Here is a 24,606-nt window from a genome sequence, read left to right as displayed (position 1 = left end):
TGTGGCACAGTGGAAAGCATGACGACCTCCTCGCCGACCACCACCCCGGTCGCGCAGCCCAACCCGCTGCTGACCGTCTCTGCGCTGCCCTACGGCCTGCCCGACTACGGCGCCATCGTGCCCGAGCACTACCGGGAGGCCATCGAGGCCGGCATCGCGGCGCGACGCGGGGAGATCGAGCTGATCGTCACCAACCCCGAGCCGGCCACCGTCCAGAACACGCTCGTTCGCCTGGACACCGCCGGTCAGCTGCTGCGCCGCGCTGCGCTGGCGTTCCTCACCGTCCAGCTCGCCGACGCGACCCCCGCCATCACCGATCTGGCCGCCGCGCTCAAGCCGGCGATGCAGGCCGCCGACGACGACGTCGTGCTCGACCGTGGCCTGTACGAACGCATCCGCGCGGTCGACCTGACCGACGCCGACGACGAGACGCGTCGCCTGGCGGAGGACCTGCTGCGCGACGCCGTGCACCGCGGCATCGAGCTGGACGACGCCGCCCAGCAGCGGGTGCGCGCGATCAACACGACGATCGCCGAGCTGACCACGGAGTTCTCCGCCCTGGTCCAGCAGGAGGGCAACGACGCCGCGGTCCTGGTCGACACGGCCGAGGAGCTCGACGGCCTGTCCGCGGACGACCTCGCCGCCGCCGCGCAGGCCGCCGAGGAGGCCGGGCACCCCGGCCAGTACCTGATCACGCTGATCCTGCCGTCCAACCAGCCGGTGCTCTCCGCTTTGACCGACAGCACGACGCGGCGGCGCATCCACACCGCCTCCGTGAACCGGGGCCTCGGTGCGCAGGCGGACAACAGCGCCGAGAACGGGGGCGAGGCGCCCACGTCCCGCACCGACGTCACCCCCATCGCCGCGCGCGTGGCCGCCCTGCGCGCCGAGAAGGCGCAGCTGTTCGGCTTCGCCAACTACGCCGAGTACGCGGTCGAGAACCAGACCGCGCCGGACTATGCGAGCGTGCGCGCCATGCTCGAGCGCCTCGCTCCGGCCGCCGTGCGCAACGCCGGCGCCGAGCGGGACGCCCTGGCCGACGCCGCCGGTACCGCCGTCGAGGCCTGGGACTGGTCCTTCTGGTCCGACGCCGTGCGCCGCGAGCGGTACGGCGTCGACGGCGCCGCCCTGCGCCCCTGGTTCGAGCTGGACCGGGTACTCACTGACGGCGTGTTCTTCGCCGCCCACGAGCTGTACGGCCTGAGCTTCACGGAGCGGACCGACCTGGCGGGCTACCACCCGGACGTGCGGGTATGGGAGGTGCACGACGCCGACGGCGCCGGGCTCGGTCTGTTCCTCGGCGACTACTGGACCCGGCCCACCAAGAACGGCGGCGCCTGGATGAACCCGATCGTCGAGCAGTCCCGCCTGCTCGGGGACAAGCCGGTGGTCGTCAACAACCTCAACCTCACGAAGCCGGCCCCGGGCGAGCCCGCGCTGCTGACCCTCGACGAGGTCACCACGTGCTTCCACGAGTTCGGCCACGCGCTGCACGGCCTGCTCTCGGACGTCACGTACCGCCGGCTCAGCGGCACCGACGTGCCCCGGGACTTCGTCGAATACCCTTCGCAGGTCAACGAGATGTGGATGCTGTGGCCCGAGGTGCTGGCCAACTACGCGCGCCACCACCGCACCGGTGAACCGCTGCCGGCCGAGACGGTGGAGAAGCTGCTGGCCGCCCAGCAGTGGGGCGAGGGCTTCGCCACCACCGAGTACCTCGGGGCGGCGCTGCTCGACCTCGCCTGGCACGAGCAGACCGACACCGAGCCCGTCGCGGACCCGCTCGCCTTCGAGCAGGAGGCGCTGGCGCAGGCCGGGCTCGCGGTCGAGGCCGTGCCGCCGCGGTACCGCACCGGCTACTTCAAGCACATCTTCGCGAGTGAGTACGCCGCCGGGTACTACTCCTACATCTGGTCCGAGGTGCTCGACGCGGACACCGTCGAGTGGTTCCGCGAGAACGGCGGCCTGAGCCGCGAGAACGGCGACACGTTCCGCCGTGAGCTGCTCGGGCGCGGCAACAGCAGGGACCCCCTGGCCTCGTTCCGGGCGTTCCGTGGCCGCGACGCCGCGGTGGACCCGCTGCTGGCCCGCCGGGGGCTCGATTGATGACCGGCCGGCACGAGCGCAGCGCCCCCGCACCTGCTCGCAGGCCTCAGAAGACGTCGTCCGCGAGCGACGGTGAGCAGCGGGATCAGGCGCCCGACACCGCGCCGGCCGAGGTGCCCGTCGGCCCGTCCGACCGGGACATCACGCGCGCCGTCGAGACCCTCTACGCCCAACGGATGCCTGACTGGGAACGGGCGCGGGTCGGTGCCCAGCGGGTGCTCACCGAGGTCGCCCGCGCCACCACCGCGGGCGGGGACGCGAGCCGGCTCGACGTCAGTCAGTTCCGGATCAAGGACCGCCTGCGCGCCGCGGACAAGATGCGTCGCGTGCTGCGGGACGAGCCGGACCTGGCGCCGTATGTGCGGACCGACCCCGAGCGGGTGGTGCCCGACGTCGTCGGCCTGAAGGTGCTGTGCAAGACCCCGCGCGACCTCGCCGACGTCGTCGACGCCCTGCAGCAGTACTGCGCCTCGCCAGAGACCGACGTCTCCCTGATCCAGGTGCGCGACTACGTCAGCGCCCCCAAGGAATCCGGGTACCGGGCCTTCCACCTGCTGATGCGGGTCCCGATCGCGGACGCCGTGGGCCCGGACGCCGTGAGCGTCGAGGTGCAGGTGAAGACCCGCCTGCAGGACGCGTGGAGCGAGCTGACCCACGAGGACATGTACAAACCGGGCGGTGCCCTGAAGCCGGACCGGTTCCACACCTCGGTCGCGCGGGCGATGGCCGGGCTGCTCTCCGAGGTGGACACCCTGGCGGACGAACTGGCCACCGAGCTGGACGCCCGCACCGAGGGCGGCGAGGAGCGCCGCGAGGCCGTCGTCATCGACGGTGAGGCCGCCAAGCACCGGGGCCGGCGCACCGTCACGGTCCGCACGACCGGTGCGCGCTTCGCGCTGGCCGTCGACGCGGAGGGCCGGCAGGGCCTCATCCCGGCGCTGCGGATCAAGGAACTGCTCGGCAGCGACGCCCGCATCGACGTGGACGACCACCTGCAGGTCGACGACGTGCTGACGGTCGACGTCGAGGAGAACAGCAAGGGCCTCTACTACTACCCCGTGGAGCTGCCGGCCCAGGACTGACACGCAAGGGTCGCCGGCGGACGCCGCGGACCGACCGCCGGCGGATCCGGCGGGCCGGCTGTCAGCGGACCAGCGGGTCGGTCGCCGCCGGACCCGGTTGAAACGTCAGCCGGCGCGGACGCCAGTCGATCCAGCGCGTCAGTCGGTCCGGACCCCGATGTCGAAGCCCTGCGCCTGCAGCCGGGTGGCCAGCGCCTCGCCGAGCGCGATCGACGGGGTGAGGACCCCGCCGCGGCCGGCGTCGCCCTCCCCGGCGGCCAGAGCCAGGGCGGTCTGGCCGAGCATCACGGCGGTGCCGTCGTACCCGGGGTCACGGCGGGCGCCGACCCGGGAACGGACGGTCACGCCGCTGGTCGTCTCCGCGACCGCTTCGAGCAGGAACCGCCCGTTGGCGCGTGCCTGCTCGCTCGGGCCCTCCCCCGCCGCCGGGAGCAGTCGGTCCCACACCGGGTCGAGCGCCGGCACGGCGAGGGCCGCGAACCCGAGCGTGAGGAGGCGCCGCAGCGTGCGTGCCCGCAGCGAGCCCTTCAGGCCGCGGCCGGTGTCGGTCACCTCGCGGTAGCGGAACCGCTGCCCGTAGGCGCCGCCGGTCAGGGCGTTGCTGCGGCGCACCACGGGCTCGTTGTAGCTGGCCATGAAGAACGGGCCGAACCAGACGCCGTCATCCTCCACGCCGAAGCGGGAGCGGCTGCTGCGCCGGTCGGTGCGGGTGGAGCCGGCGGGATCGAGGGCATGAGGATCCAGCATCGTCCGCGCCGCGGCGCGATCGGCACGGGCCTCGGCCATCTGGTTGCGCGCCGAGGCGACGGTGCCCCCGCTGGCGCCGCCGCGCATCCGGCGCACGTGCGTGGTCACGTCGGTCAGCTCCCCCAGCCCGTGGGCGTGGGCGTACTCGGCCGCCCGGGCGACGGACAGATCCGAGGGGATCGAGTCGAACCCGCAGGAGTGGACGATCCGGGCGCCGGTCCGCTGCGCCGTCTCGTCGGCGGCGTCGATGCTGCGGCGGACGAAGAGCACCTCCCCGGTCAGATCCGCATAGTCGGTGCCCGTCTCCGCGCAGGCGCGCACGAGCGGCAGGCCGTGGGTCGCGTACGGGCCGACGGTGGAGACGACCACGCGGGTCCGCTCGGCCATCGCCCGCAGCCCGGACTCGTCACCGGCGTCGACGACGATGATCGGCCAGGCGGCCGCCGTGGCGGACAGACCCGACCGGACGTCCTCCAGCCGGGCACGATTGCGGCCGGCCAGGGCGATGCGCACCGGGGAACCGTCGCCGTCGGCGGCGTGATCCGCCAGGTGGGCCGCGGTCAGTCGCCCGACGAAGCCGGTGGCCCCGAAGAGGACGATGTCGAACTCGCGGGGCGCACGCGTACGAGAAGCAAGGTCAGCTGCGCGCCCGGTCTGACGGTCGGGCTGGGTGTCGGTCATCGGTCGCTGGTCTCCGTGTCGTGGTCGGCGTCGAGGCTGAGCGGGGAGGAGGCGGCGTCCTCGACCGCGGTGTCGGGAGCGACGACGTCGTCGGGTCCGGCCGTGGACTCCGAACCGGCCGGTCGCGCGGCGGCGTCGCCGTGCGAGGCCCAGAACGCCTGGATGAGCCGGGCGAACTCCTCCGCCCGCTCGACCTGCGGCAGGTGACCGGTGTCCGGGAAGACGTGCAGCGTCGCGTTCGGCAGGGCGGTCGCCACCGACTCGGAGTGCGCGATCGGCAGGACGAGGTCCTTCTGTCCCCACAGCACGAACGTGGGGAGGTCCAGCTCCACCATCCGGGCCAGCAGCCTGCGGCGCCACCGGGGACGCACGCCCCAGAGATTGCCCATGTGCCCGAGGGTCTTGAGCATCACCTCCGCACCGTGGGCGCGCTGGGCGAAGCGCATGCCCCGGTCCAGTCGCTCCGGCGTCACGAGCTCGCGGCTCACGTACAGACCCCGCTCGGCGTTGTAGATCTGCTTCGTGTTGGGGCGGTTGAGCAGATACCGGCCGAGGGGCCGGATCGCCATCAGTCGCAGGGCCGGGGTCACGGTGCGGCCGAAGCCGGCGCTGTCGGCGAGCACGAGGGTGCGCACGCGTTCCGGTGCGAGGGCGGCGAGCTGCATCGCCACCGCTCCCCCCATGGAGTTGCCCACCACGTGGGCGCGGTCGATGCCGAGGGCGGTCATCACGCCGAGCACGGCACGCGCCATCGTCTCCATCGTGTTGGGCGCCGACGGCGGCCCGGACTCGCCGAACCCGGGCAGGTCGACGCTCGTGACCCTGAACTGGGAGGAGAGCAGCTCGTGCTGTTCGTCCCAGTCCTCCAGGCTGCGGGCGATGCCGTGCACCAGCACGACGTCGGGGCCCTCACCGGTCGTGCGGTAGCGCAGATCGGCGCCGTCGACCGTCATCCGTGCCATCATGCGACCACTGTCTCACTCGACGCGGCGTTCGCGGAGCCGGACCGGGCGGCGGGCGGTGCGTCCGGCCGGCGGGGGACCCCCGGCGACCGGCTGAAGCGCAGACCGCGCCCGGCGATGCGGCCCCACCGGAACATCGCCAGGTCGAGCAGGTAGTTCTGGTTGATCCGCCACGGCGCCGTCGGCCCCTGCCGGGGCAGCACGTCTACACTGCGGTTGATGTATCCGGAGTTCAGGTCCAGCAGCGGCCGACGCGATGCGGCGGGCACCGGCGGGGCGACCGGGACGACGACGTCGGCGCGGCGCCGCTGCATCCGGCTGAGGACCCGGACGAGGAACCGGTTGACGAGGTCGATCTTCAGCGTCCAGGACGCGTTGGTGTAGCCGATCGCCAGCGCCAGGTTCGGAACGCCGTCGAGCATCGCCCCCTGATAGGTGAGCCGCTGGGCCGGGTCCACGGTCTGCCCGTCCACGCGCAGCGTCATCCCGCCGAGCAGCTGCAGACGCAGACCGGTGGCGGTGACGATGACGTCGGCCGGCAGGGTACGGCCCGAGGTCAGACGGATGCCATCGGCGGTGAACCGGTCGATGCCGTCGGTGACGACCTCGGCCTTCCCGTCGCGGATGGTGCGGAACAGGTCGCCGTCGGGCACCGCGCACAGCCGCTGGTCCCACGGGTTGTACGGGGGCAGGAAGTGGGTGTTGACGTCGTAGCCCTGCGGGAGCTTCCGCGTCACCGCGGTGAGCAGCTGCTTCTTCATCACCTCGGGCCGGCGCCGGCTGAGCTGGTAGCTGGCCATCTGGATCAGGACGTTGCGCCACCGCAGGACCGGCTCGACGACGGGCGTCGGCAGCCGGCGCCGCAGCTTCACCGCGGTCCGGTCCTTCGAGGGCAGGCTGAAGATCCAGGTCGGCGTGCGCTGCAGCATCGTCACGTGGGCGCCGAGCTTCGCCAGCGCGGGCACGAGGGTCACCGCGGTCGCGCCGCTGCCGATGACGACGACGTGGCGGCCGTCCGTGTCCAGGTCCTCGGGCCACTGCTGCGGGTGCACGATCCGGCCGGCGAAGTCGGCAGCGCCGGGGAACTCGGGCGTGTAGCCGGCGTCGTACCGGTAGTAGCCGGCGCACACGTAGAGGAAGCCGGCGGTCATCGTCGTCGTCCGCCCGTCCCGCTCCACGGTGACCGTCCACCGGCCGGTGCCGGAGTCGAAGTCGGCGCCGACGGCACGGTGACCGTAGCGGATCAGCCGGTCGACCCCGCGCTCCCGGGCGGTGTCACGGATGTAGCCGAGGATGTCGGGACCCGAGGCCAGCGCGCTCGCCTCCCGCCACGGCCGGAAGGAGTAGCCGAGGGTGAGCATGTCGGAGTCGGAGCGCACGCCGGGATAGCGGAACAGGTCCCAGGTGCCCCCCATGCCGGCCCGCGCCTCGAGGATCGCCATCGACCGGTCGGGGAACCGCTCCCCCAGCGTCACCGCCGCGCCGATGCCGGAGAGGCCGGCGCCGATGATGAGCAGGTCGACGTGCTCGGTGCGGCTGTCGCGGTGGGCCTCGCCCTGTTCGCCGGTGAAGGCGGTGGCGGCCGGACTGGACTCGGTACGGGACGACGTCGTCATGACGCCACGCTATCAACACCCTGTCGACAGTTTCCAGAGGGCGGAGGTTACCGGCTCGTAGACTGGCGGCATGACCACGCCATCTGCAGACCTGCCGGTCGGCCGACGACGTCGCTCCCGTCCCCACGGCGACGAGCGCGAGAGTCGGATCCTCGCGACGGCCGAGACGCTGCTGGCCGACCGGTCCCTGCTGGACATCTCCATCGGCGAACTCGCCGCGGGTGCCGGCATCTCCCGGCCGACGTTCTACTTCTACTTCGCCTCGAAGGAGGACGTGCTGATCGCCCTCGTCGAGAACGTGGTCGACGAGGCCGAGGCCACCGTCGGACTGCTGTTCTCCGGGCCGCCCGCGGAGCAGGCCGCGCGCTGGCGGGGCGTGATCCAGGGCTACCACGACGTGTTCGGGCGGCACCGCCGGTTGAGCGAGACCCTGATCGAAGCACGCCACGCGTGGCCGAAGCTCTCCGCCGTGTGGGCCGGGGTGCAGGAGTACTGGGTCGAGAACACGGCGCGGGCGATCGAGTCCGAGCGGGCTCACGGCAACGCCCCCGCCGGGCTGCCGGCCCGCGACCTCGCCACCGCCCTGCTCCAGCTCAACGAGCGCGTCATCCAGGCGGATCTGGCGGAGGAGCCGTTGCGACTGGCGAGCGACGCCGTCGTGCCCACGCTTCTCCACCTGTGGCACACCGCCATCTACGGGGCTCCGCCGGCCGATTGACCCCCTGGGTGACTCCGCCGGTCACCCGCGCGGCTATATGTGGACAGCGTTCACATCGTCGCCTAGGCTCACGGTGACATCGCTCATCGCCGACAGGAGCCCCTCGTGAACCTCAAACTCGAACTCGTCCCCGTGCCCGTCGCCGACGTGGACCGGGCCAAGACGTTCTACGTCGAGAAGCTCGGCTTCAACGCCGACGTCGACGTCACCCCCGCCGACGGCGTCCGCGTCGTGCAGGTGACGCCGCCGGGATCGGGTTGCTCGATCGGCTTCGGCACCGGCCTGGAGGCCTACACCGGGGAGCCGGGCTCGGTGCGCGCGCTGCACCTGGTGGTCGAGGACATCGAGGCCGCGCGGGCCGAGCTGGTGGGCCGCGGCGTCGACGTCGGACCCGTGCAGGACGTGGGCGGCGGGGTGCGCTACGCGGGCTTCGCCGATCCGGACGGCAACACCCTGGAGCTGCAGGAGATGGCCTGGCGTCGCGGCGACACGTTCTGAGTCCCCGCGCACGGCCGGCCTCGGAACGCGCTCGGTCCCGGACTGCGCGACGCCGTCCGGGACCGAGCGCGAGCGGTTCGGGTCAGCCGAGCGCGCTGACGAGCGACTTCGCGAAGGCCACGCCGTGATCGTCCTGCTCGTCGCCGGGCGTCACCACGACGACACCAGGGTTCGCCTTGAGGTAGCAGACGTTCGACTTGCCGGCGGTCTGGCCGCAGAAGCCGGAGCCCACCGCCGTCTTGTCCTTGACGATGGAGGCGACGGACGCGGTGAAGTCCATGCCGGCGCGGTACTCGACGGTGGTGAAGTTGCCGTCGTTCTTGTACATCGTCGCCGGGCCGGAGCCGGCCGTGTCCTTCGTCCAGTCCCCCACGGCCGAGGGCAGCTTCTGCGCCTTCGCCCCGGCGATCGGGGCGGACGAGACCGGACCGGCGGCCGCGACGGAGGAGCTCGACGACGCGCTCGGCGAGGCCGAGGCGGACTCCGACTCCGTCGATGACGCGGAGGCCGACTCCGACTCCGAGCTCATGGCGGACGCGGACGCCGAGTCGGACGCCGACGGCGTCGACGACATGGAGGCCGAGTCGGACGCCGAGGCCGAGCTGCTTGCCCCCGCCGACGAGCCGGAGCTCGTCGAGCCGGACGAACACGCCGTCAGAGAGCCCAGGGCCAGAACCGCACAGACCGCGGCGGGTGCGAGATATCGCTTCACGAGCCAGTTCCTTTCACAAGCGTCGGCGCCCCGCGATCGCGAGACGCATCAACGCGGTCCCCCCGAAACCGGACCGGTGACCCTTGCACGATAGCGGCATCCGCGGCCGTCGTCGCAGGTCACATGCGAGAAGGCGGCCGGAACGTTGCCGTCTCGGCCGCCTTCTCGGTGCCGTGCTCCTCCTACGGACCGGTCACCAGCCGCGCTCGGAGAGCCGCGTGAACGACGTGCCCTGCAGGTCGGCGGGGTTCTGGCCGGCCTTCGACGCCGGCGGGACGTTGAGCCCGACCATGGCCTCGCCGAGGCCACGGGACACGTCGGCGATCACGGACGGGTCGTCGTGGAAGGTCGTCGCCTTGACGATGGCCTTCGCGCGCTGCTCCGGGTTGCCGGACTTGAAGATGCCGGAACCGACGAACACGCCGTCGGCGCCGAGCTGCATCATCATGGCCGCGTCGGCCGGGGTCGCGATGCCACCGGCGGTGAACATGACGACGGGCAGCTTGCCGGTCTCGGCGATCTCCTTGACCAGGTCGTACGGCGCCTGCAGCTCCTTGGCCGCGACGTACAGCTCGTCCGGCGCCATCGACCGCAGCCGGTTGATCTCGGCGCGGATGGTGCGCATGTGGGTGGTGGCGTTGGAGACGTCGCCGGTGCCGGCCTCGCCCTTGGAGCGGATCATGGCCGCGCCCTCGTTGATGCGGCGCAGCGCCTCGCCGAGGTTGGTGGCTCCGCACACGAACGGAACCGTGAAGGCCCACTTGTCGATGTGGTTGGCGTAGTCGGCCGGGGTCAGCACCTCGGACTCGTCGATGTAGTCGACGCCGAGGGACTGCAGCACCTGCGCCTCCACGAAGTGGCCGATGCGGGCCTTGGCCATCACCGGGATGGAGACGGCCTCGACGATGGAGTCGATCATGTCGGGGTCGCTCATGCGGGACACGCCGCCCTGGGCGCGGATGTCGGCGGGCACACGCTCGAGCGCCATCACGGCGACAGCGCCGGCGTCCTCGGCGATGCGGGCCTGCTCGGCGGTGACGACGTCCATGATGACGCCACCCTTGAGCATCTCGGCCATGCCCCGCTTGACGCGGTCCGATCCGGTCACGGGGGTGGAAGTGGTCTCACTCGTCACAGCGGTTCGTTCCTTCGACTCGATCAGTGATACGCGCGCGGACCGATGAGGATCCGGCGATGATTCGCGGCACCGGCGATCACGCCGAGGGCCACATCGAGGGTAGGACATGCGCCCACCGCGACGCGCGTCCCGCACCGGTCCACGGGCACACGGGTGGCCCGCTCGCGACAACGCGGTGACAGTCTGGCCCGCGACGCCGGGATCAGGTCCCGGCTGCCTCCCACGACCGCAGGAAGGTGGCGACGTCGGTCGGCTCGACCGCGAGGTGGGCGTTGTCGCGATGCTGCAGGGTGCCACGGCCGGTGAACATGTCCCGGATGTACTGCATGCCCTGCCACGCGGGGAAGACGGCGTCGGAGTCCCGGTCGAACAGCCGGGCCGCCGCGATCATCCCGCTCAGGGTGCGCACGCCGCCGAGGCTGGAGAGCCGGTACGGCACGCCGGCGATCTCCCCGCTGACGCGGGCCAGGTCCCGTGCGGTCAGCGTGTCCCCGACGAAGCGGACGAACCGGGGCTGATCGGCCTCGCGCAGGGCGATCTCGGCGGTCACCGCCGCCGTGTCGTCGCGCGTCGTGAAGTCCAGCGGCTGGTCCGCGTCGACCCAGTAGAGCACGCGACGCAGGCGCGGCTGCAGGATGGGCATCGGCCCGGTGAGCAGGTCCGTGAAGGCGCCGACCAGCACGCTCGTCGTCGCGATCGGCGCGCGGTCCGCCCGGCCGGCGAACTCGCGTCGCAGGTCGATGTTGCGGTTGTCGCCCAGTCGGGTGCGGGTCCAGTCCAGGCAGTAGTCCGAGGGGATGAAGCGGCGCACCCCCGCCTCCACGGCGGCATCGACGAGGGCGGACTGCCGGTCGACGATCACGTCCCGCAGGCCGTTCCAGGCGCTCACGACAACGTCCGTGCCGGTCAGCGCGTCGGCGACGGATTTCCTGTCGGCCCAGTCGACGGGCACGGGCGTGGCCCCGAGGCGGGCGGTCTCCGCCGTACGCGCCGGGTCTGCGCCGGCGCCGACGAGCATCCGCACCTCGGCGCCGCGGTCCAGCAGCGCGCGGACGATGCGGCCGCCCAGATCACCGGCCGCACCGGCGACGGCGACGGTGCGGTCTCGCGGCCCGGTGCCCGGGGTCGGCTGCGGAGTCTCGGCCATGGGCCCATCCTGCCATTGCCGCCGGAGCACGCGGCTCCGACGAGTGGTCAGGCGGCGGTCTGCCGGCGGACGGCGTGGATCCGCTGGCCGAGCGTCGCGGCGGAGGCGACGGCGAGCAGCACCAGCACGACGAGGAGGAACACCGGCGGCAGGCCCAGCCCGGTGAACCCGGTGAAGACGAGGACGGCGACGAGTCGCTCGCTGCGCTCGGCGATGCCGACGTCGGCGGTCGCGCCGATCGCCTCCGCGCGGGCGCGGGCGTAGGGCACGAGGCTGCCGAGCACCAGGCAGAACAGCGCCGCGACGGCGATCGCCGGATTCACTCCCCCGGTGAAGTACCAGATGACGACGCCGGCGAAGATGCAGGCGTCGGCCACCCGGTCCAGGGTCGAGTCGAGGAACGCCCCCCACTCACTGCGCCGGTCGAGGGCACGCGCCATCAGCCCGTCGACCACGTCCGAGAACACGAACAGGGTGATGACGATGGTGCCCCAGAACAGCTGCCCGAGCGGGTAGAACACGAGCGCGGCAGCGCTGACGCCGACGGTGCCGACGACGGTCACCGCGTCCGGCGAGATGCCCCGGCGCACCAGGAACTGCGCCAGCGGCATGAACAGCCGCGCGAAGAACGCCCGGGCGTATTTGTTGAGCACGATCAGCCTCGACGGAGGTCGGAAGCCACGTCGTCGGATGCCACGTCGGAGCCCGCAGGGCCGGAAGCACCCGCGGCGTCAGGTGCCGCGGCGTCCGCCCGCTGGGCGGCGAACCGTTCCGCCACGCCGTCCCATGCCTCGTGCAGCTGGCGCCACTGTTCACCCAGGGTCTGGGTGATGGCCTTGGTCTGGGCGATGATCGGCATGAAGTTGCCGTCCCCGGCCCAGCGCGGAACGACGTGCTGGTGCAGGTGCGCAGCGAGGCTGCCTCCGGCCACCTGTCCGAGGTTCAGGCCGACGTTGAACGCCTCCGGGTGGGCGACGTGCCGGACGACCTCGATGGCCGTCCGGGTCAGCGTCTGCACCTCGACGAGCTCCTCGTCCGTCAGGTCCGCCAGGTCCGCGACGTGCCGGTAGGGGTTCACCAGCAGGTGGCCCGGGTTGTACGGGTAGAGGTTGATCATCACGAAGCAGGTCTGCCCGCGGTGCACGATGAGGGACTCCTCGTCGCTGCGCTTCGGGGCGTTGCAGAACGGACAGCCCGCGTCCTTCGGCTTCTCCTCGCCCGTGATGTAGGCGAGGCGGTGCGGAGTCCACAGGCGCGCGAAGGCGTCCGGATCCCCGGCGAGGGCGAAGTCGTCGGTGACTGCCGCGTCGGCGGCCGCGGTCCCGGCGGCGTCCCCGTGCCCCGAAGCCCGCCGGCCCTCCTCCGTCACGAGTTGACCCGGTCGCGGACGGTGGTGACGATCTTCTCGATCGCCTCGTCGATCGGCACCCCGTTCTCCTGGCTGCCGTCGCGGTAGCGGAAGGAGACGGCGCCGGCCTCGGCGTCCTCCCCGCCCGCGATCAGCACGAACGGCACCTTCTCCTTGGCGGCGGTGCGGATCTTCTTGGGGAACCGATCGGTGCCGTCGTCGAGCTGGGCGCGGATGCCCTGCTTCTTCAGCCGGGTGACGATGTCGGCCATGTAGTCCGCGAATGCCTCGGCGACGGGGATGCCGATCACCTGCACCGGTGCCAGCCATGCCGGGAACGCGCCCGCGTAGTGCTCGGTGAGCACGCCCATGAACCGCTCGATGGAGCCGAACTTCGCCGAGTGGATCATCACCGGCTGCTTGCGTGTGCCGTCGGCGGCCTGGTACTCGAGACCGAACCGCTCGGGCTGGTTGAAGTCGTACTGGATGGTCGACATCTGCCAGGTGCGGCCGATCGCGTCGCGCGCCTGCACGGAGACCTTCGGGCCGTAGTAGGCGGCGCCGCCCGGATCCGGCACCAGCTCCAGGCCGGTCTCGCCGCACACGTCGGCGAGGATCTGGGTCGCCTTCTCCCACTGCTCGTCGGAGCCGATGAACTTGCTGGACTCCGGGTCGCGCGTGGAGAGCTCGAGGTAGAAGTCGTTCAGGCCGAAGTCCCGCAGCAGCCCGAGCACGAAGTCGAGGAGGTGGCGGATCTCGCCCGGCGCCTGCTCCTCGGTGACGTAGGAGTGGGAGTCGTCCTGGGCGAAGCCGCGCACGCGGGTCAGCCCGTGCACGACGCCGGACTTCTCGTACCGGTAGACACTGCCGAACTCGAAGAGCCGCAGCGGCAGCTCGCGGTAGGAGCGCCCGCGGGACCGGTAGATGAGGTTGTGCATGGGGCAGTTCATCGCCTTGAGCCGGTACTCCTGGCCCGGCTTGGTGATGTTGCCGTCCTCGTCGCGCTCCTCGTCCACGTGCAGCGGCGGGAACATCGTGTCCGCGTAGTACGGCAGGTGGCCCGAGGTGTGGAACAGACCGTCCTTGGAGATGTGCGGGGTGCCGACGTACTCGAAGCCCTCCGCGACGTGCCGGGCGCGGACGTAGTCCTCCATCTCGCGCTTGATGATGCCGCCACGCGGGTGGAAGACGGGCAGACCGGAGCCGAGCTCGTCCGGGAAGGAGAACAGGTCCAGCTCACGGCCGAGCTTGCGGTGGTCGCGCCGCTCTGCCTCCGCGAGCCGCTCCTGGTACGCCTTCAGGTCCTCCTTGGACCCCCACGCGGTGCCGTAGATGCGCTGCAGCTGCGGGTTGTTCTCGTTGCCGCGCCAGTAGGCGGCCGCGCTGCGGGTCAGCGCGTAGGCGTTGCCGATCAGCTTGGTGGTGGGCAGGTGCGGCCCGCGGCACAGGTCCTTCCAGACGGTGTCGCCGGACTTGCGGTCCACGTTGTCGTAGATGGTCAGGCCGCCCTCGCCGACCTCCTGAGCGGCGCCCTCGGCGGCTCCTTCGGCGTTCGACTTCAGGCCGATCAGCTCGAGCTTGTACGGCTCGTCGGCCATCTCGGTGCGGGCCGTCTCGTCGTCGACCTCGCGGCGCACGAACGACTGGGACGCGTTGACGATGCGCAGCATCATCTTCTCGAGGGCCTTGAGGTCCTCCGGGGTGAACGGCTCGGCGACGTCGAAGTCGAAGTAGAAGCCGTCGGTGATGTGCGGGCCGATGCCGAGCTTCGCGTCCGGGCGCAGCTGCTGGACGGCCTGGGCCATGACGTGCGCGGTCGAGTGGCGCAACACGTTCAGCCCGTCCGGCGAGTCGATGGTCAGGGGGATGACGACGTCGCCGTTCTTCACCGGGGTGGCGAGGTCCTTCAGTTCCCCGTCGACGCACATGACGACGACGTCGCGCCGATCCGCGAACAGCTCGGTTCCCGTGGTGTCCGTGGTGACCACGACCTCCTCGGTGTGCTGCGACGCGAGGGCGGACGGGGGGTTCTGGACCACGGGGTGTCTCCTTGGATTGTCGGCGTCACGGTTCACGGCACACGACGCCGCAACCCGCCGTTCTCCAGCGTAGCAACGGCAGACCCGGCTCCGGTGACGATCCGGCTCCCTCGGCCGGCGCTCCCCCGGCCGATCGACCGGCTGGCATGATCGACACTCGTGAAGCCTCCTGTTCTGATCGTCGGCTGCGGCGACCTCGGCACCGAGACCGGCCTGCGGTTCGCCGCCGCCGGCCACCGCGTCACCGGCTGGCGGCGGCACGCGTCCGTGCTGCCTCCGGCCCTGCACGGGCAGGCCGCGGACGTCACCGACCCGTCGTCGCTGCCGCCGGTGGACCCGGCCACAGGCATCGTCGTCATCGCCCTCACGCCGGGGTCGCGGGACGCGACCGGATACCGGTCGTCGTACCTGGAGGGGACCCGGGCGACGCTGGCCGCGATCGATGCCGCCGGCGCACGACCCCGGGTGCTGTTCGTGTCCTCGACGTCGGTCCTCGACGCGGACGACGGTCGCACGCTGGACGAGACGGCACCCGCCTCCCCGGCGAGCCCGACCGCGGCGGTGCTCGCGCAGACCGAGCGCCTGGTGCTCGACGTGCCCGGCGGCGTCGTCCTCCGGCTGGCCGGCGTGTACGGACCGGGCCGGACCCGGTTGATCGACCGCGCGCGCAACGGTTCTGCCGGTGACGCGAGGCACTGGACCAACCGGATCCACCGGGACGACGCCGCGTCCGCGCTCGTGCAGCTGGCGTCGCTGCCGGACCCGGCGTCGATCTACCACGGGGTGGACGACGAGCCGGCGCCGGAGGCCGACGTGCTCGCCTTCCTGGCCGGAGAACTGGGCATGGCCGCTGAGTCCGGCGAACCCGCCGACAACGCCGCGGAGCACGACCCGGCGTCCGGCAAGCGGTTGCGCAACAGCCTGCTCCGCGGCACCGGCTGGGCGCCGACGTACCCGTCGTACCGAGAGGGCTACCGGGCCGTGATCGCCGGCGAGGGCAGCCGCCACCCGTGACAGCGTCGAGTTAGTGAGTTTCTCCCGAAACCGGGAGGAAGATTTCCCCTGCTTCGGGAGAAGCCGGCTAACTCGCGATCGGCACGTACCCGAGCAGGCGGTACCGACGGCGTCAGGCCGGGCGGAGGGCGATGACGACGGCCTGAGCGGTCCGCTCGTGGGAGGCGGCGGCGCGCTCCAGTAGGGCGACCTTCTCCATCCCCACGGTGCGCAACTCCGCGGCTACCCGGTCCGCGGAGCGGTTGTGCCGACGGAGCGTCACGTCATGCCCGCGGTCCCGGTAGGCCGGCGAGACGTCGGTGACACCCTTCCCGGACTGGAAGGCGAGAAGGATGTGGCCACCCGGACGCAGGACCCGACGTAGTTCCGTCAGCACGCCGGGCAGCTCGCCGTCGGGCGTGTGGATGGTCGAGTACCAGGACAGGACGCCGTCCGGAAGCGGAAGGTCGGTCAGGGCAGCGACCCGGGACGGGAACTGCCCGTGATCCCGCTGGGCTCGCTGGATCATGCCGGGCGAGAGGTCGACTCCCTGGACGCGACACCCGAGGCCGGCCAGCAGCGGCATCATCCGGCCGGCGCCGCAACCGGCGTCGAGCACGTCCCGCGGCTCGGCCAGCAGCGAGACGAAGTGCTCGATCATCGCCAGGTCGACGGGCAGCTCGGGCTCCGTCGAGGTGAAGGCGTCCGCGTAGGCATCCGCCACGGTGTCGTAAGCGCGGCGTACAGCGTCGTCGGCGGCGTCGTCATCGTCGGTCCGTTCCATCCGCCGATCGTCGCAGACGGGGGGCCGATTGCAGCCACCGTTGGCCGAGTCCGTCACCTCCGCCCTCGGGAGGGGGTCAAAGACCGGGGCCTCCGGGCGGACGTGACGGACTCACGCCGGCCGCCGGGTGGACGTGACGGACTCACGACACGCATCTGGACGGGACCGGTTGCCCTTCTCGCGCGCACGCCGAGGAACCCGCGGTCGACAGCGCCCTCCTTGAATGCCGCGACGCCGCGTGGCACGATGCCGCCGATGACCGCTCCCGCCACCACCGAGCAGCGCCGGGCCGACCTGGTGCGGCTGCGGCGTGTCCGGGACCGGATCGACCGCGAGTACGCCCGGCCCCTCGACGTCGAGGCCCTCGCCCGCGGGGTCAACCTCTCCGCCGGCCACCTGAGTCGCCAGTTCAAGCTCACCTTCGGGGAATCGCCCTACGCGTACCTGATGACGCGGCGCATCGAGCGGGCGATGGCGCTGCTGCGACGCGGGGATCTGAGCGTCACCGAGGTGTGCTTCACCGTCGGCTGCCAGTCGCTCGGCACCTTCAGCACCCGATTCGCCGAGCTCGTCGGCATGCCGCCCAGCGTCTACCGAGCGCAGCAGTCGCACCCGACCACGGGCCTGCCCGCATGCGTCGAGAAACAGGTGACACGACCGATCAGAATTCGAGAAGCGGAGCCCACCGCCCTCTCTTAGGTTGATGCCATGACTGTCACCATTCACTCCAGTTTCCTCCCGCACACCGACCCCGAGGCCTCGCTGGCCTTCTACCGGGACGTCCTGGGCTTCGAGGTCCGACTCGACGTCGGGCAGGGCGAGATGCGGTGGCTCACCGTCGGCCCCGCCGACCAGCCGGACACGGCTATCGTCCTCACACCCCCCACGGTGCAACCCGGCCTCACCGACGAGGAGAAGCAGACGATCCTCGACATGATCGCCAAGGGCACCTACGCCGGCATCAACCTCGCGGCCACCGACCTCGACGGAACCTTCGCGCGACTCGAGTCGTCGGGCGCCGACATCGTCCAGGAGCCCACCGACCAGCCGTGGGGCGTGCGCGACTGCGCGCTGCGGGACCCGGCCGGCAACATGATCCGCATCCAGCAGACCAGCTGACACTGCCACAGACGCCGCGATCCGGCGATACTGGTGCCGACCCGACACCCCGGCGTTTCCTGATCGAGGAGAGACGATGACCAGCGCCACGACGACGAGCACGGACGCCGGCGAGCACGCGGCCGACAGCCACGAGGTGATCCGCGTCCGCGGCGCACGCGAGAACAACCTCCAGGACGTCAGCCTCGACCTGCCCAAGCGCCGGCTCACCGTCTTCACCGGCGTCTCCGGCTCGGGGAAGAGCTCGCTGGTGTTCGCGACCATCGCCGCCGAGTCGCAACGCCTCATCAACGAGACCTACAGCGCGTTCGTGCAGGGCTTCATGCCCACGCTCGCCCGTCCCGAAGTGGATCAGCTGGACGGCCTGACCACGGCGATCATCGTCGACCAGGAGCGGATGGGCGCCAACCCGCGCTCGACGGTCGGCACCGCGACCGACGCCAACGCCCTGCTGCGGATCCTCTTCAGCCGACTCGGGACCCCGCACGTGGGCCCGCCCACCGCCTTCTCCTTCAACGTCCCGACCCGGCGCGCCGGCGGCGTGATGAGCACCGAGAAGGCGGGCCGGGTGGAGAAGAAGGTGGTCAAGGACGCCGTGTACCTCGGCGGTATGTGCCCGGCCTGCGAGGGCATGGGCCAGGTCTCCGCCTTCGACCTGACGGCGCTGTACGACCCGGAGAAGTCGCTCGCCGACGGTGCCCTGACCGTACCCGGCTACAGCATGGACGGCTGGTACGGACGGCTCTTCGAGGGCATGGGCCTGCCGATGGACAAGCCGGTCGGCTCCTTCACGAAGAAGCAGCTCGACACGATGCTCTACGCCGAGCCGACCAAGATCAAGGTCGAGGGCGTGAACCTGACCTTCGAGGGCGTCATCCCCCGGGTCCAGAAGTCGATGCTGTCCAAGGACGTCGAGGCGATGCAGCCGCACGTGCGCCGCTTCGTCGAGCGGGCCATCACCTTCGGCACCTGCACCAGCTGCGACGGCACCCGTCTCACGCCCGAGGCGCGCTCCTCGACGATCGCGGGCAAGAGCATCGCCGATGTGTGTTCCCTGCAGATCAGCGACCTCGCGGCCTGGGTGCGGTCGCTGGACGAGCCGTCCGTGGCGCCGCTGCTGGCGGGGTTGCAGCACCTGCTCGACAGCTTCGTCGAGATCGGCCTGGGCTATCTCAGCCTCGACCGGCCCGCGGGGACGCTGAGCGGCGGGGAGGCGCAGCGGACCAAGATGATCCGCCACCTCGGCAGTTCGCTCACCGACGTCACCTACGTCTTCGACGAGCCGACCATCGGGCTGCACCCGCACGACATCGAGCGGATGAACGCGCTGCTGCGTCAACTGCGCGACAAGGGCAACACCGTGCTCGTCGTCGAGCACAAGCCGGAGACGATCGCGATCGCCGACCACGTCGTCGACCTCGGCCCCGGCGCCGGGTCAGGCGGTGGCACGGTGTGCTTCGAGGGCGACGTCGAGGGGCTGCGGGCAAGTGACACGGTCACCGGCAGGCACCTGGACGACCGGGCGCGGCTCACGGAGAATCCCCGCTCGTCCACCGGCGCCATCGAGATCCGCGGGGCCGCCACCCACAACCTCAAGGACGTCGACGTCGACGTGCCGCTCGGCGTCCTGTGCGTGGTCACCGGCGTCGCCGGCTCGGGCAAGAGTTCGCTGATCCACGGGGCGCTGGCGGACCGGGACGACGTCGTGGTCGTCGATCAGGGCGCCATCAAGGGCTCGCGGCGGAGCAATCCCGCGACCTACACGGGGCTGCTCGAGCCGATTCGCAAGGCCTTCGCGAAGGCCAACGACGTCAAGCCGGCCCTGTTCAGCGCGAACTCCGAGGGCGCGTGCCCGTCCTGCAAGGGCGCGGGCGTGATCTTCACCGAGCTCGGCGTGATGGACACCGTCGAGACCCCGTGCGAGGAGTGCGAGGGCCGCCGCTTCCAGGAGGCCGTGCTGGAGTACACGCTCGGCGGGGCGAACATCGTCGAGGTTCTCGACATGGCGGTGGACGAGGCGCTGGCCTTCTTCAGCGAGGGGGATGCCAGGGTCCCGGCCGCCGAGAAGATCCTGGCCCGGCTCTCCGACGTCGGGCTCGGCTACGTCAAGCTCGGCCAGGCGCTGTCCACCCTCTCCGGTGGCGAACGGCAGCGCATCAAGCTGGCCGTCCAGATGGGCGAGAAGGGCGACGTCTACGTCCTCGACGAGCCGACGACCGGCCTGCACCTCGCCGACGTCGAGAACCTGCTCGCGCTGCTGGACCGGCTGGTGGACGCCGGCAAGTCCGTGATCGTGATCGAGCACCACCAGGCCGTCATGGCGCACGCCGACTGGATCATCGACCTCGGCCCGGGCGCCGGGCACGAGGGCGGCACGGTCGTCTTCGAGGGCACCCCGGCCGACCTGGTGGCGCAGAAGAAGACGCTGACCGGCAAGCACCTCGCGGCGTACGTCGGGTCATAGCCAATGCAGCGAGGCCGGTCGAGATCAGCGGCGGTCGATCAGGACGCCGAGCCGCACGCGCGCTCGGACGCAGCCGAGTTAGCGGTTCCCGCCCGAAAACGGGGCTCAAAGAGCACCACCTTCGGGCGGGAACCGCTGACTCACTGTGGAAGTCGGGCGGGAACCGCTGACTCACCGCGGGGGTCGGGCGGGAACCGCTGACTCACCGCGGAGGTCGGGTGGGAACCGCTGACTCACCGCAAGGGTCGAGCGGAAACCGCTGACTCACCGTGACCGAACGCGGGCTGAACCCGTCCTCAGTGCTCGTCGGCCGGCCCCGTCGAGCCCTCCGGAACGTCGAATGCGGTGCTGACGGCGTTGATGTCCTCGCCACCGCGGCCGGCCTCGGCGGCGTCGTCGAACGCGGCGAGGACCGCGGCCAGCAGGTCCCCGCGCACCGCGGACGCCTCCGTCTGGGCGAGCACGAGATCCTTGCGCAGGCCGTCCAGCGCGAACTGGGGGCTGCGCTCGTCGGCCAGCATCGCCGACCCCTTGACGTGGGCGTACGGGCTGTCCGTCGGGGTGCCGTCGATCGCCGTCAGGAACAGATCGGGATCCAGGTCGAACGCCTGGGTGATCGCGAGCGACTGCGCGGTCGCCGCGGTCAGCGTCCCCAGCCACACGTTGACGGCGAGCTTGAGGGCGCTGGCGTCCCCGTGCCGCTCCCCGACCGGGACGGTGCGGGAGCCGACGACGTCGAAGACGGGCGCGAGCCGGTCGATCGGCTCGCGGGCCCCGGCCGCCAGGACGGTGAGCTTGCCCTGCTCGGCGGGCCCGAGGGTGCCGAGCACCGGGGCGTCCACGAGGGCGACGCCGGCGTCCTGCGCGGCCCGCGCGATCCGGTGGGCGCCGTCGACGCCGGTGGTGCTGGACTGCATCCACACCGCCCCGTCCGGCAGCGCGGGCAGGAACGCCTCGGCGGTCTCGAGCACGGCGTCCGCGTCGAAGAGCATGGTCAGCACGACGTCGGCGTCACGGACGGCGTCCGCGGGATCGGTGGCGATCCGGGCGCCGTCGTCGGCGAGCGCCTCGGCCCGCTCGGCGGTCCGGTTCCACGCCGTGACGGCGAACCCGGCGCCGAGCAGGCGGCGGGCCATCGCGCTGCCCATCGTGCCGGTGCCGAGCACCGCGATCCGGCTGCGTCCCGGGGCGATCGTGGTGGTCTCGGTGTTCTGGCTCATGCGCGTCCTCCTGCAGTGATCGAAAAATGACCGGGGACGGCCCTCAGCTGAGGATTTCGCCGTCCACGTAGAACCAGTGGCCGTTCTCGCGTCGGAAGCGGGAGCGTTCGTGCAGCACGGCGGCGCCGTGCGGGCTGCGGTAGGCGGCGCGGTACTCGACGACACCGACGTCGTCCCCTGCCGCGCCCCGGTCCCGGTCGACGATCTGGAGGCGGCGCCAGGCGGTGCCGTCGTCCAGCTCGATGGCCAGGGGCCGGGTGCTGGGATGCCAGGACCGCCGCAGGTAGTCGTCCAGGCCGAGGGCGTAGGCGCTGTACCGGGATCGCATCAGGGCCTCCGCCGTGGGGGCGGTCGCCCCCTCGTGCAGCGGCCCGCAGCACTGCGGGTAACCGGCGCCGGAGCCGCACGGGCAGGCCCGGACGGGCGGTCCGGAATCGTCGGATTCCCCGTCGTCGGGTGCTGCCCCGGCGGGTACCGGACCGATCACGCCGTCCGGTCCCGCCGTCACGCCGGGTCCGCCCTCACGCGAGGGCGGCGAGCAGGACCGGCTCGTCGTGGCCCGGCCAGGAACCGAGCAGGCGGGCCTGCCCGGCGGTGACCTCGGCGTCGGCGATCTCGTCGAGCACGTGCTGGACCGTCACCGTCAGGATGCCGGCGTCGATCACTGTGGTCTCCCCGGCGATCTCGGCCGACTCCACGTCCAGCGTCTGGGCGGCGTCGTCGGTCTCCGCGACGGAGTGCCCGGGCAGGCTGCCCTCGCTGCGTACCGTCATGGACGGCTGCATCGGCGTGTCCTGGCCGTCCTTGACCTGGTCGGCCTGGCCGGTGCCGTGCAGGATGGCCGTGGCCAGGGCCCGCACGTAGACCACGTCGCCCGTGGCGTCGTAGACGTACCGGGTGCCGAGCACCGAGTGCTCCATCGTGGCGATCAGGCTGGCCGGTCCGCTCTCGTCGAGCGGCTCCGCCCGGTAGGTCAGGGGCACCTGCACGACGGAGCCGTCGGGCGTACGGACCAGCAGCGTCTCGATGCCGACCTCACCGTCCGGGTCGTCGAACCGGTAGGCGCCGACCTTGGTGAGCTCCGGCACCTCGTCCCCGTCGTACCAGGCCTGCAGTGGCAGCCACTGGGCCACCAGCTCGAGCTTGTCCGGCTTCAGTTCCGCGTCGTAGATCAGTGCCATAGGCCGATGCTAACGGGTGCGGATGACCATCTTGCCGACGTTCTCCCCGCGCATCATCGCGAGGAAGCCGTCGACGGCGTGGTCGATGCCGTCGATCACGGTCTCGTCGGTGACCACGACGCCGTCCTGCAGCCACGGGCCCATCGCCTCGCGGTACTCGGCCGCCTGGTCGACGTGGAAGCCGACCGTGAAGCCGCGCAGGGTCAGGCCCTGCTTGACCAGGTTGGCCATGTTGTCCGGGCCCGGCGTCGTCTCGGTGGCGTTGTACTGGGCGATCGCCCCGCACAGGGCGACGCGGCCGTCACGGTTCAGGACGTCGAGGGCCGCCTCGAGGTGATCGCCTCCGACATTGTCGAAGTAGACGTCGATGCCGTCCGGCGCATGGGTGGGCAGCTGCTCGCGGACGGGCGCGTCCTTGTAGTTGAAGGCGGCGTCGAAGCCGTACCGCTCGGTGAGGAGGCGGACCTTCTCCGCGGACCCGGCCGAGCCGATGACGCGCTTCGCTCCGAGCTGGCGGGCGATCTGCCCGACGGCGGAGCCGACGGCCCCGGCCGCGCCGGAGACGAGGACGGTGTCGCCGGGACGGATCCCCGCAATGGTGGTCAGGCCGACCCAGGCGGTCAGCCCGGTCATCCCGAGGATGCCGAGGAAGGTGGACTCGGAGACGCCGGGCACGGGGTCCACGGCGGTGAAACCGGCGGCGTCCCCCTGCGCCACGTCGCGCCAGCCCTGCTGGTGCAGCACCGTGGTTCCCACGGGCAGCGCGTCCGCGGTGGAGGCGACCACCTCGCCGACGGCACCGCCGGTCATGGCCTCGTCGACGGCGAACGGCGGCACGTAGCTCTTGACGTCGTTCATCCGGCCCCGCATGTAGGGGTCGACGGAGACGAAGGTGTTCGCGACGCGCACCTGTCCGGGTGCCAGGTCCGGCAGGTCCACGCGCACGGTGCGGAAGTTCTCCGCCGTGGGCCAGCCGGTGGGCCGGGAGGCGAGGTGGATCTGAGTGCTGACGGAGGGCACGGCGGGCGCGCCGGCGCCGGCCTCGGTGGGGATGCTCATGAGGGCGGCAACACACGACGCCGCACGCCTGTTCCGTGCGTCCGGTCACACGACGACGCGCGGGATCTCGGTCGGGCCCGGTCAGTCCGCGCCGGCGGACCGGCGCATCCGCTCCCGGATCGGCTCGTAGTGCCGGCGGATCGCTGCTTCGAGGGCTTCCGCGGAGCCGGACTCGATCGCGTCGATGATGGCGTGGTGGGCCTGCGCGGTCTCCTCCAGGTGGGTGGGCGGGCCGATGGTCTCGGCCACCAACGAGTGCACCTGCCAGAAGACGTCGAGCAGCTGCCCGACCAGCGCGTTGCCGCTCGTGGAGACCAGCAGCTGGTGGAATTGACGATCCTCGACGGGGAACTCGCGGCCCTGCGCGGCCAGGTCCACCATGGTGGTGGCGAGGGCGCGCATCGCGGCGAGCGCCTCCGTGTCCAGACGCTCGACGATGAGCGGCGCCCAGTCGATCTCGAGCAGCTCCCGCAGGTCGATGAGGTCTGCCAGGAAGTGCTTGTCCCGGTGGGAGGTGAGCATGCCACGGAAGGCCAGGGACTCGGCCAGCCCGGTCAGGGAGAGCGTGCCGACGAAGGTGCCGTACCCGTGCCGGACCTCGACGATGTCCAGGGCCGAGAGCGTCTTCATGGCCTCGCGGATGCGTGAGCGGCTGACGGCGAGCTGGTCGCTGAGCTCATGCTCGGTGGGCATCGGATCGCCCGGCGAGAGCCGGTTGAGCAGGATGTACTGCTTGATTCGATCCACCACGCTGAGCGGTTCGCGGCCGGTCCTGTCCTCGGCCGCCGGCCACTGCGTCGCCATCCGCGTCCCCCTCTTCTCCGGCCAGGTCTGTCGCTCCGGCCAACCCAGTTCCGCCATCATTGCCTTTCAGCCTATCGACGCGGGGCGCCACGGTTCGCCGGGCCTCGCCGCCTCGCGGTACCGCCGGACGGTGTTGCCACGGTCGGTCTGCTCGGCTAGTCTACCGGACATCGGATGTCTGACGTCCT

General features: G+C 71.6%; 24 protein-coding genes. 9 read left to right on the top strand and 15 right to left on the bottom strand.

What is annotated here, in order from left to right; genetic code table 11:
* Window positions 1-18: 18 nt before the first annotated feature.
* Together BGP79_RS02875 and BGP79_RS02870 are read left to right on the top strand one after the other, a co-directional pair.
* Window positions 19-2,106, top strand: coding sequence for a M3 family metallopeptidase (locus BGP79_RS02875; RefSeq protein WP_076693103.1), 2,088 nt, complete (start codon window positions 19-21; stop codon window positions 2,104-2,106).
* Window positions 2,106-3,188, top strand: a complete 1,083-nt coding sequence (locus BGP79_RS02870) for a GTP pyrophosphokinase family protein (RefSeq protein ID WP_083701494.1) — start codon at window positions 2,106-2,108, stop codon at window positions 3,186-3,188. Before BGP79_RS02875 ends, BGP79_RS02870 begins: the two co-directional genes overlap by 1 nt.
* Window positions 3,189-3,326: 138 nt before the next feature.
* On the opposite strand, the gene BGP79_RS02865 is transcribed toward BGP79_RS02870, so the two are convergent.
* The 3 genes from BGP79_RS02865 to BGP79_RS02855 are packed head-to-tail and all read right to left on the bottom strand — an operon-like array spanning window position 3,327 to window position 7,194.
* The gene (locus tag BGP79_RS02865; RefSeq protein ID WP_083701493.1) at window positions 3,327-4,616 is read right to left on the bottom strand and encodes a trans-acting enoyl reductase family protein; all 1,290 of its coding nucleotides are present in this window, start codon (window positions 4,614-4,616) and stop codon (window positions 3,327-3,329) included.
* Window positions 4,613-5,581: an alpha/beta fold hydrolase gene (locus tag BGP79_RS02860; protein ID WP_083701492.1), complete on the bottom strand. Its 969-nt coding sequence runs from the start codon at window positions 5,579-5,581 to the stop codon at window positions 4,613-4,615. Before BGP79_RS02860 ends, BGP79_RS02865 begins: the two co-directional genes overlap by 4 nt.
* Window positions 5,578-7,194 (bottom strand): NAD(P)/FAD-dependent oxidoreductase, encoded by a 1,617-nt coding sequence (locus tag BGP79_RS02855; RefSeq protein WP_083701491.1) that lies wholly within the window; start codon window positions 7,192-7,194, stop codon window positions 5,578-5,580. Before BGP79_RS02855 ends, BGP79_RS02860 begins: the two co-directional genes overlap by 4 nt.
* Window positions 7,195-7,264: 70 nt before the next feature.
* Here BGP79_RS02855 and BGP79_RS02850 point away from each other — a divergent pair, with 70 nt between their 5' ends.
* On the top strand, window positions 7,265-7,912 hold the full coding sequence (locus tag BGP79_RS02850) for a TetR/AcrR family transcriptional regulator (protein ID WP_076693101.1): 648 nt from the start codon (window positions 7,265-7,267) through the stop codon (window positions 7,910-7,912).
* 105 nt (window positions 7,913-8,017) lie between these two features.
* Window positions 8,018-8,410, top strand: coding sequence for a VOC family protein (locus BGP79_RS02845; protein WP_076693100.1), 393 nt, complete (start codon window positions 8,018-8,020; stop codon window positions 8,408-8,410).
* A gap of 82 nt (window positions 8,411-8,492) precedes the next feature.
* On the opposite strand, the gene BGP79_RS02840 is transcribed toward BGP79_RS02845, so the two are convergent.
* Complete coding sequence (locus BGP79_RS02840; protein ID WP_143588272.1) at window positions 8,493-8,939, bottom strand: hypothetical protein; 447 nt, start codon at window positions 8,937-8,939, stop codon at window positions 8,493-8,495.
* On the opposite strand from BGP79_RS02840, the gene BGP79_RS16315 reads away from it, so the two are divergent.
* A complete protein-coding gene (locus BGP79_RS16315) occupies window positions 8,938-9,216 on the top strand; it encodes a hypothetical protein (protein ID WP_143588271.1) in 279 nt (92 codons plus the stop codon). The two genes, BGP79_RS02840 and BGP79_RS16315, sit on opposite strands and share 2 nt — an antisense overlap.
* A 99-nt stretch (window positions 9,217-9,315) precedes the next feature.
* Here the strand turns inward: BGP79_RS16315 and pdxS are convergent, their stop codons facing one another.
* The 5 genes from pdxS to thrS form a co-directional block, all read right to left on the bottom strand.
* Window positions 9,316-10,257, bottom strand: coding sequence for a pyridoxal 5'-phosphate synthase lyase subunit PdxS (pdxS, locus tag BGP79_RS02830; protein WP_255363055.1), 942 nt, complete (start codon window positions 10,255-10,257; stop codon window positions 9,316-9,318).
* Window positions 10,258-10,462: 205 nt separating this feature from the next.
* Window positions 10,463-11,407 carry an NmrA family NAD(P)-binding protein gene (locus tag BGP79_RS02825; protein ID WP_076693097.1) on the bottom strand — a complete coding sequence of 315 codons (945 nt, stop codon included), beginning with the start codon at window positions 11,405-11,407 and terminating at the stop codon, window positions 10,463-10,465.
* Between the two features lie 47 nt (window positions 11,408-11,454).
* On the bottom strand, window positions 11,455-12,060 hold the full coding sequence (gene pgsA / locus BGP79_RS02820; protein WP_076693096.1) for a phosphatidylinositol phosphate synthase: 606 nt from the start codon (window positions 12,058-12,060) through the stop codon (window positions 11,455-11,457).
* Window positions 12,061-12,062: 2 nt separating this feature from the next.
* Window positions 12,063-12,776, bottom strand: a complete 714-nt coding sequence (locus BGP79_RS02815) for an HIT domain-containing protein (protein ID WP_076693095.1) — start codon at window positions 12,774-12,776, stop codon at window positions 12,063-12,065.
* Entirely contained in the window at window positions 12,773-14,794 is a 2,022-nt protein-coding gene (gene thrS / locus BGP79_RS02810) for a threonine--tRNA ligase (protein WP_076693094.1), read from the bottom strand. The genes BGP79_RS02815 and thrS overlap by 4 nt, the downstream gene beginning before the upstream one ends.
* 159 nt (window positions 14,795-14,953) lie before the next feature.
* Between thrS and BGP79_RS02805 the strand changes: the two genes are divergently transcribed.
* Window positions 14,954-15,808: an NAD-dependent epimerase/dehydratase family protein gene (locus tag BGP79_RS02805; protein WP_233121023.1), complete on the top strand. Its 855-nt coding sequence runs from the start codon at window positions 14,954-14,956 to the stop codon at window positions 15,806-15,808.
* A 112-nt stretch (window positions 15,809-15,920) separates the two neighbouring features.
* Here the strand turns inward: BGP79_RS02805 and BGP79_RS02800 are convergent, their stop codons facing one another.
* The gene (locus BGP79_RS02800) at window positions 15,921-16,571 is read right to left on the bottom strand and encodes a bifunctional 2-polyprenyl-6-hydroxyphenol methylase/3-demethylubiquinol 3-O-methyltransferase UbiG (protein ID WP_076693093.1); all 651 of its coding nucleotides are present in this window, start codon (window positions 16,569-16,571) and stop codon (window positions 15,921-15,923) included.
* Window positions 16,572-16,826: 255 nt separating this feature from the next.
* Between BGP79_RS02800 and BGP79_RS02795 the strand changes: the two genes are divergently transcribed.
* From BGP79_RS02795 to BGP79_RS02785, 3 genes are all read left to right on the top strand, one after another.
* Entirely contained in the window at window positions 16,827-17,270 is a 444-nt protein-coding gene (locus tag BGP79_RS02795; protein ID WP_076693092.1) for a helix-turn-helix transcriptional regulator, read from the top strand.
* 9 nt (window positions 17,271-17,279) lie between these two features.
* Entirely contained in the window at window positions 17,280-17,690 is a 411-nt protein-coding gene (locus BGP79_RS02790; RefSeq protein WP_076693091.1) for a VOC family protein, read from the top strand.
* Between the two features lie 76 nt (window positions 17,691-17,766).
* Window positions 17,767-20,154, top strand: coding sequence for an excinuclease ABC subunit UvrA (locus tag BGP79_RS02785; protein ID WP_076693090.1), 2,388 nt, complete (start codon window positions 17,767-17,769; stop codon window positions 20,152-20,154).
* A gap of 296 nt (window positions 20,155-20,450) precedes the next feature.
* On the opposite strand, the gene BGP79_RS02780 is transcribed toward BGP79_RS02785, so the two are convergent.
* The 5 genes from BGP79_RS02780 to BGP79_RS02760 all read right to left on the bottom strand — a co-directional run bounded on the left by BGP79_RS02780 (window position 20,451) and on the right by BGP79_RS02760 (window position 24,418).
* Window positions 20,451-21,374, bottom strand: coding sequence for an NAD(P)-dependent oxidoreductase (locus tag BGP79_RS02780; RefSeq protein ID WP_076693089.1), 924 nt, complete (start codon window positions 21,372-21,374; stop codon window positions 20,451-20,453).
* 43 nt (window positions 21,375-21,417) lie between these two features.
* Entirely contained in the window at window positions 21,418-21,882 is a 465-nt protein-coding gene (locus BGP79_RS16855) for a YchJ family protein (RefSeq protein ID WP_233121022.1), read from the bottom strand.
* A 13-nt stretch (window positions 21,883-21,895) separates the two neighbouring features.
* A complete protein-coding gene (locus BGP79_RS02770) occupies window positions 21,896-22,555 on the bottom strand; it encodes a hypothetical protein (RefSeq protein ID WP_076693088.1) in 660 nt (219 codons plus the stop codon).
* A gap of 9 nt (window positions 22,556-22,564) precedes the next feature.
* Window positions 22,565-23,614: an NADP-dependent oxidoreductase gene (locus BGP79_RS02765; RefSeq protein WP_076693087.1), complete on the bottom strand. Its 1,050-nt coding sequence runs from the start codon at window positions 23,612-23,614 to the stop codon at window positions 22,565-22,567.
* An 81-nt stretch (window positions 23,615-23,695) separates the two neighbouring features.
* Window positions 23,696-24,418, bottom strand: a complete 723-nt coding sequence (locus BGP79_RS02760; RefSeq protein WP_076693086.1) for a FadR/GntR family transcriptional regulator — start codon at window positions 24,416-24,418, stop codon at window positions 23,696-23,698.
* Between the last annotated feature and the right edge of the window lie 188 nt (window positions 24,419-24,606).

Source organism: Tersicoccus sp. Bi-70 (assembly GCF_001968825.1).
Taxonomy (GTDB): domain Bacteria; phylum Actinomycetota; class Actinomycetes; order Actinomycetales; family Micrococcaceae; genus Tersicoccus.
This window is presented reverse-complemented; position numbering and strand designations above follow the sequence as displayed.

Bases quoted from the DNA above. Each gene is read 5' to 3' on its own strand.
- BGP79_RS02790 (WP_076693091.1), top strand. From the start codon at position 17,280: ATGACTGTCACCATTCACTCCAGTTTCCTCCCGCACACCGACCCCGAG.
- BGP79_RS02840 (WP_143588272.1), bottom strand. From the start codon at position 8,939: ATGAGCTCGGAGTCGGAGTCGGCCTCCGCGTCATCGACGGAGTCGGAG.
- BGP79_RS02850 (WP_076693101.1), top strand. From the start codon at position 7,265: ATGACCACGCCATCTGCAGACCTGCCGGTCGGCCGACGACGTCGCTCC.
- BGP79_RS02865 (WP_083701493.1), bottom strand. From the start codon at position 4,616: ATGACCGACACCCAGCCCGACCGTCAGACCGGGCGCGCAGCTGACCTT.
- BGP79_RS02795 (WP_076693092.1), top strand. From the start codon at position 16,827: ATGACCGCTCCCGCCACCACCGAGCAGCGCCGGGCCGACCTGGTGCGG.
- BGP79_RS02800 (WP_076693093.1), bottom strand. From the start codon at position 16,571: ATGGAACGGACCGACGATGACGACGCCGCCGACGACGCTGTACGCCGC.
- BGP79_RS02860 (WP_083701492.1), bottom strand. From the start codon at position 5,581: ATGATGGCACGGATGACGGTCGACGGCGCCGATCTGCGCTACCGCACG.
- BGP79_RS16315 (WP_143588271.1), top strand. From the start codon at position 8,938: ATGGCGGACGCGGACGCCGAGTCGGACGCCGACGGCGTCGACGACATG.
- BGP79_RS02870 (WP_083701494.1), top strand. From the start codon at position 2,106: ATGACCGGCCGGCACGAGCGCAGCGCCCCCGCACCTGCTCGCAGGCCT.
- BGP79_RS02780 (WP_076693089.1), bottom strand. From the start codon at position 21,374: ATGAGCCAGAACACCGAGACCACCACGATCGCCCCGGGACGCAGCCGG.
- BGP79_RS02785 (WP_076693090.1), top strand. From the start codon at position 17,767: ATGACCAGCGCCACGACGACGAGCACGGACGCCGGCGAGCACGCGGCC.
- BGP79_RS02760 (WP_076693086.1), bottom strand. From the start codon at position 24,418: ATGGCGACGCAGTGGCCGGCGGCCGAGGACAGGACCGGCCGCGAACCG.
- BGP79_RS02770 (WP_076693088.1), bottom strand. From the start codon at position 22,555: ATGGCACTGATCTACGACGCGGAACTGAAGCCGGACAAGCTCGAGCTG.
- BGP79_RS02825 (WP_076693097.1), bottom strand. From the start codon at position 11,407: ATGGCCGAGACTCCGCAGCCGACCCCGGGCACCGGGCCGCGAGACCGC.
- BGP79_RS02855 (WP_083701491.1), bottom strand. From the start codon at position 7,194: ATGACGACGTCGTCCCGTACCGAGTCCAGTCCGGCCGCCACCGCCTTC.
- BGP79_RS02875 (WP_076693103.1), top strand. From the start codon at position 19: ATGACGACCTCCTCGCCGACCACCACCCCGGTCGCGCAGCCCAACCCG.
- BGP79_RS02765 (WP_076693087.1), bottom strand. From the start codon at position 23,614: ATGAGCATCCCCACCGAGGCCGGCGCCGGCGCGCCCGCCGTGCCCTCC.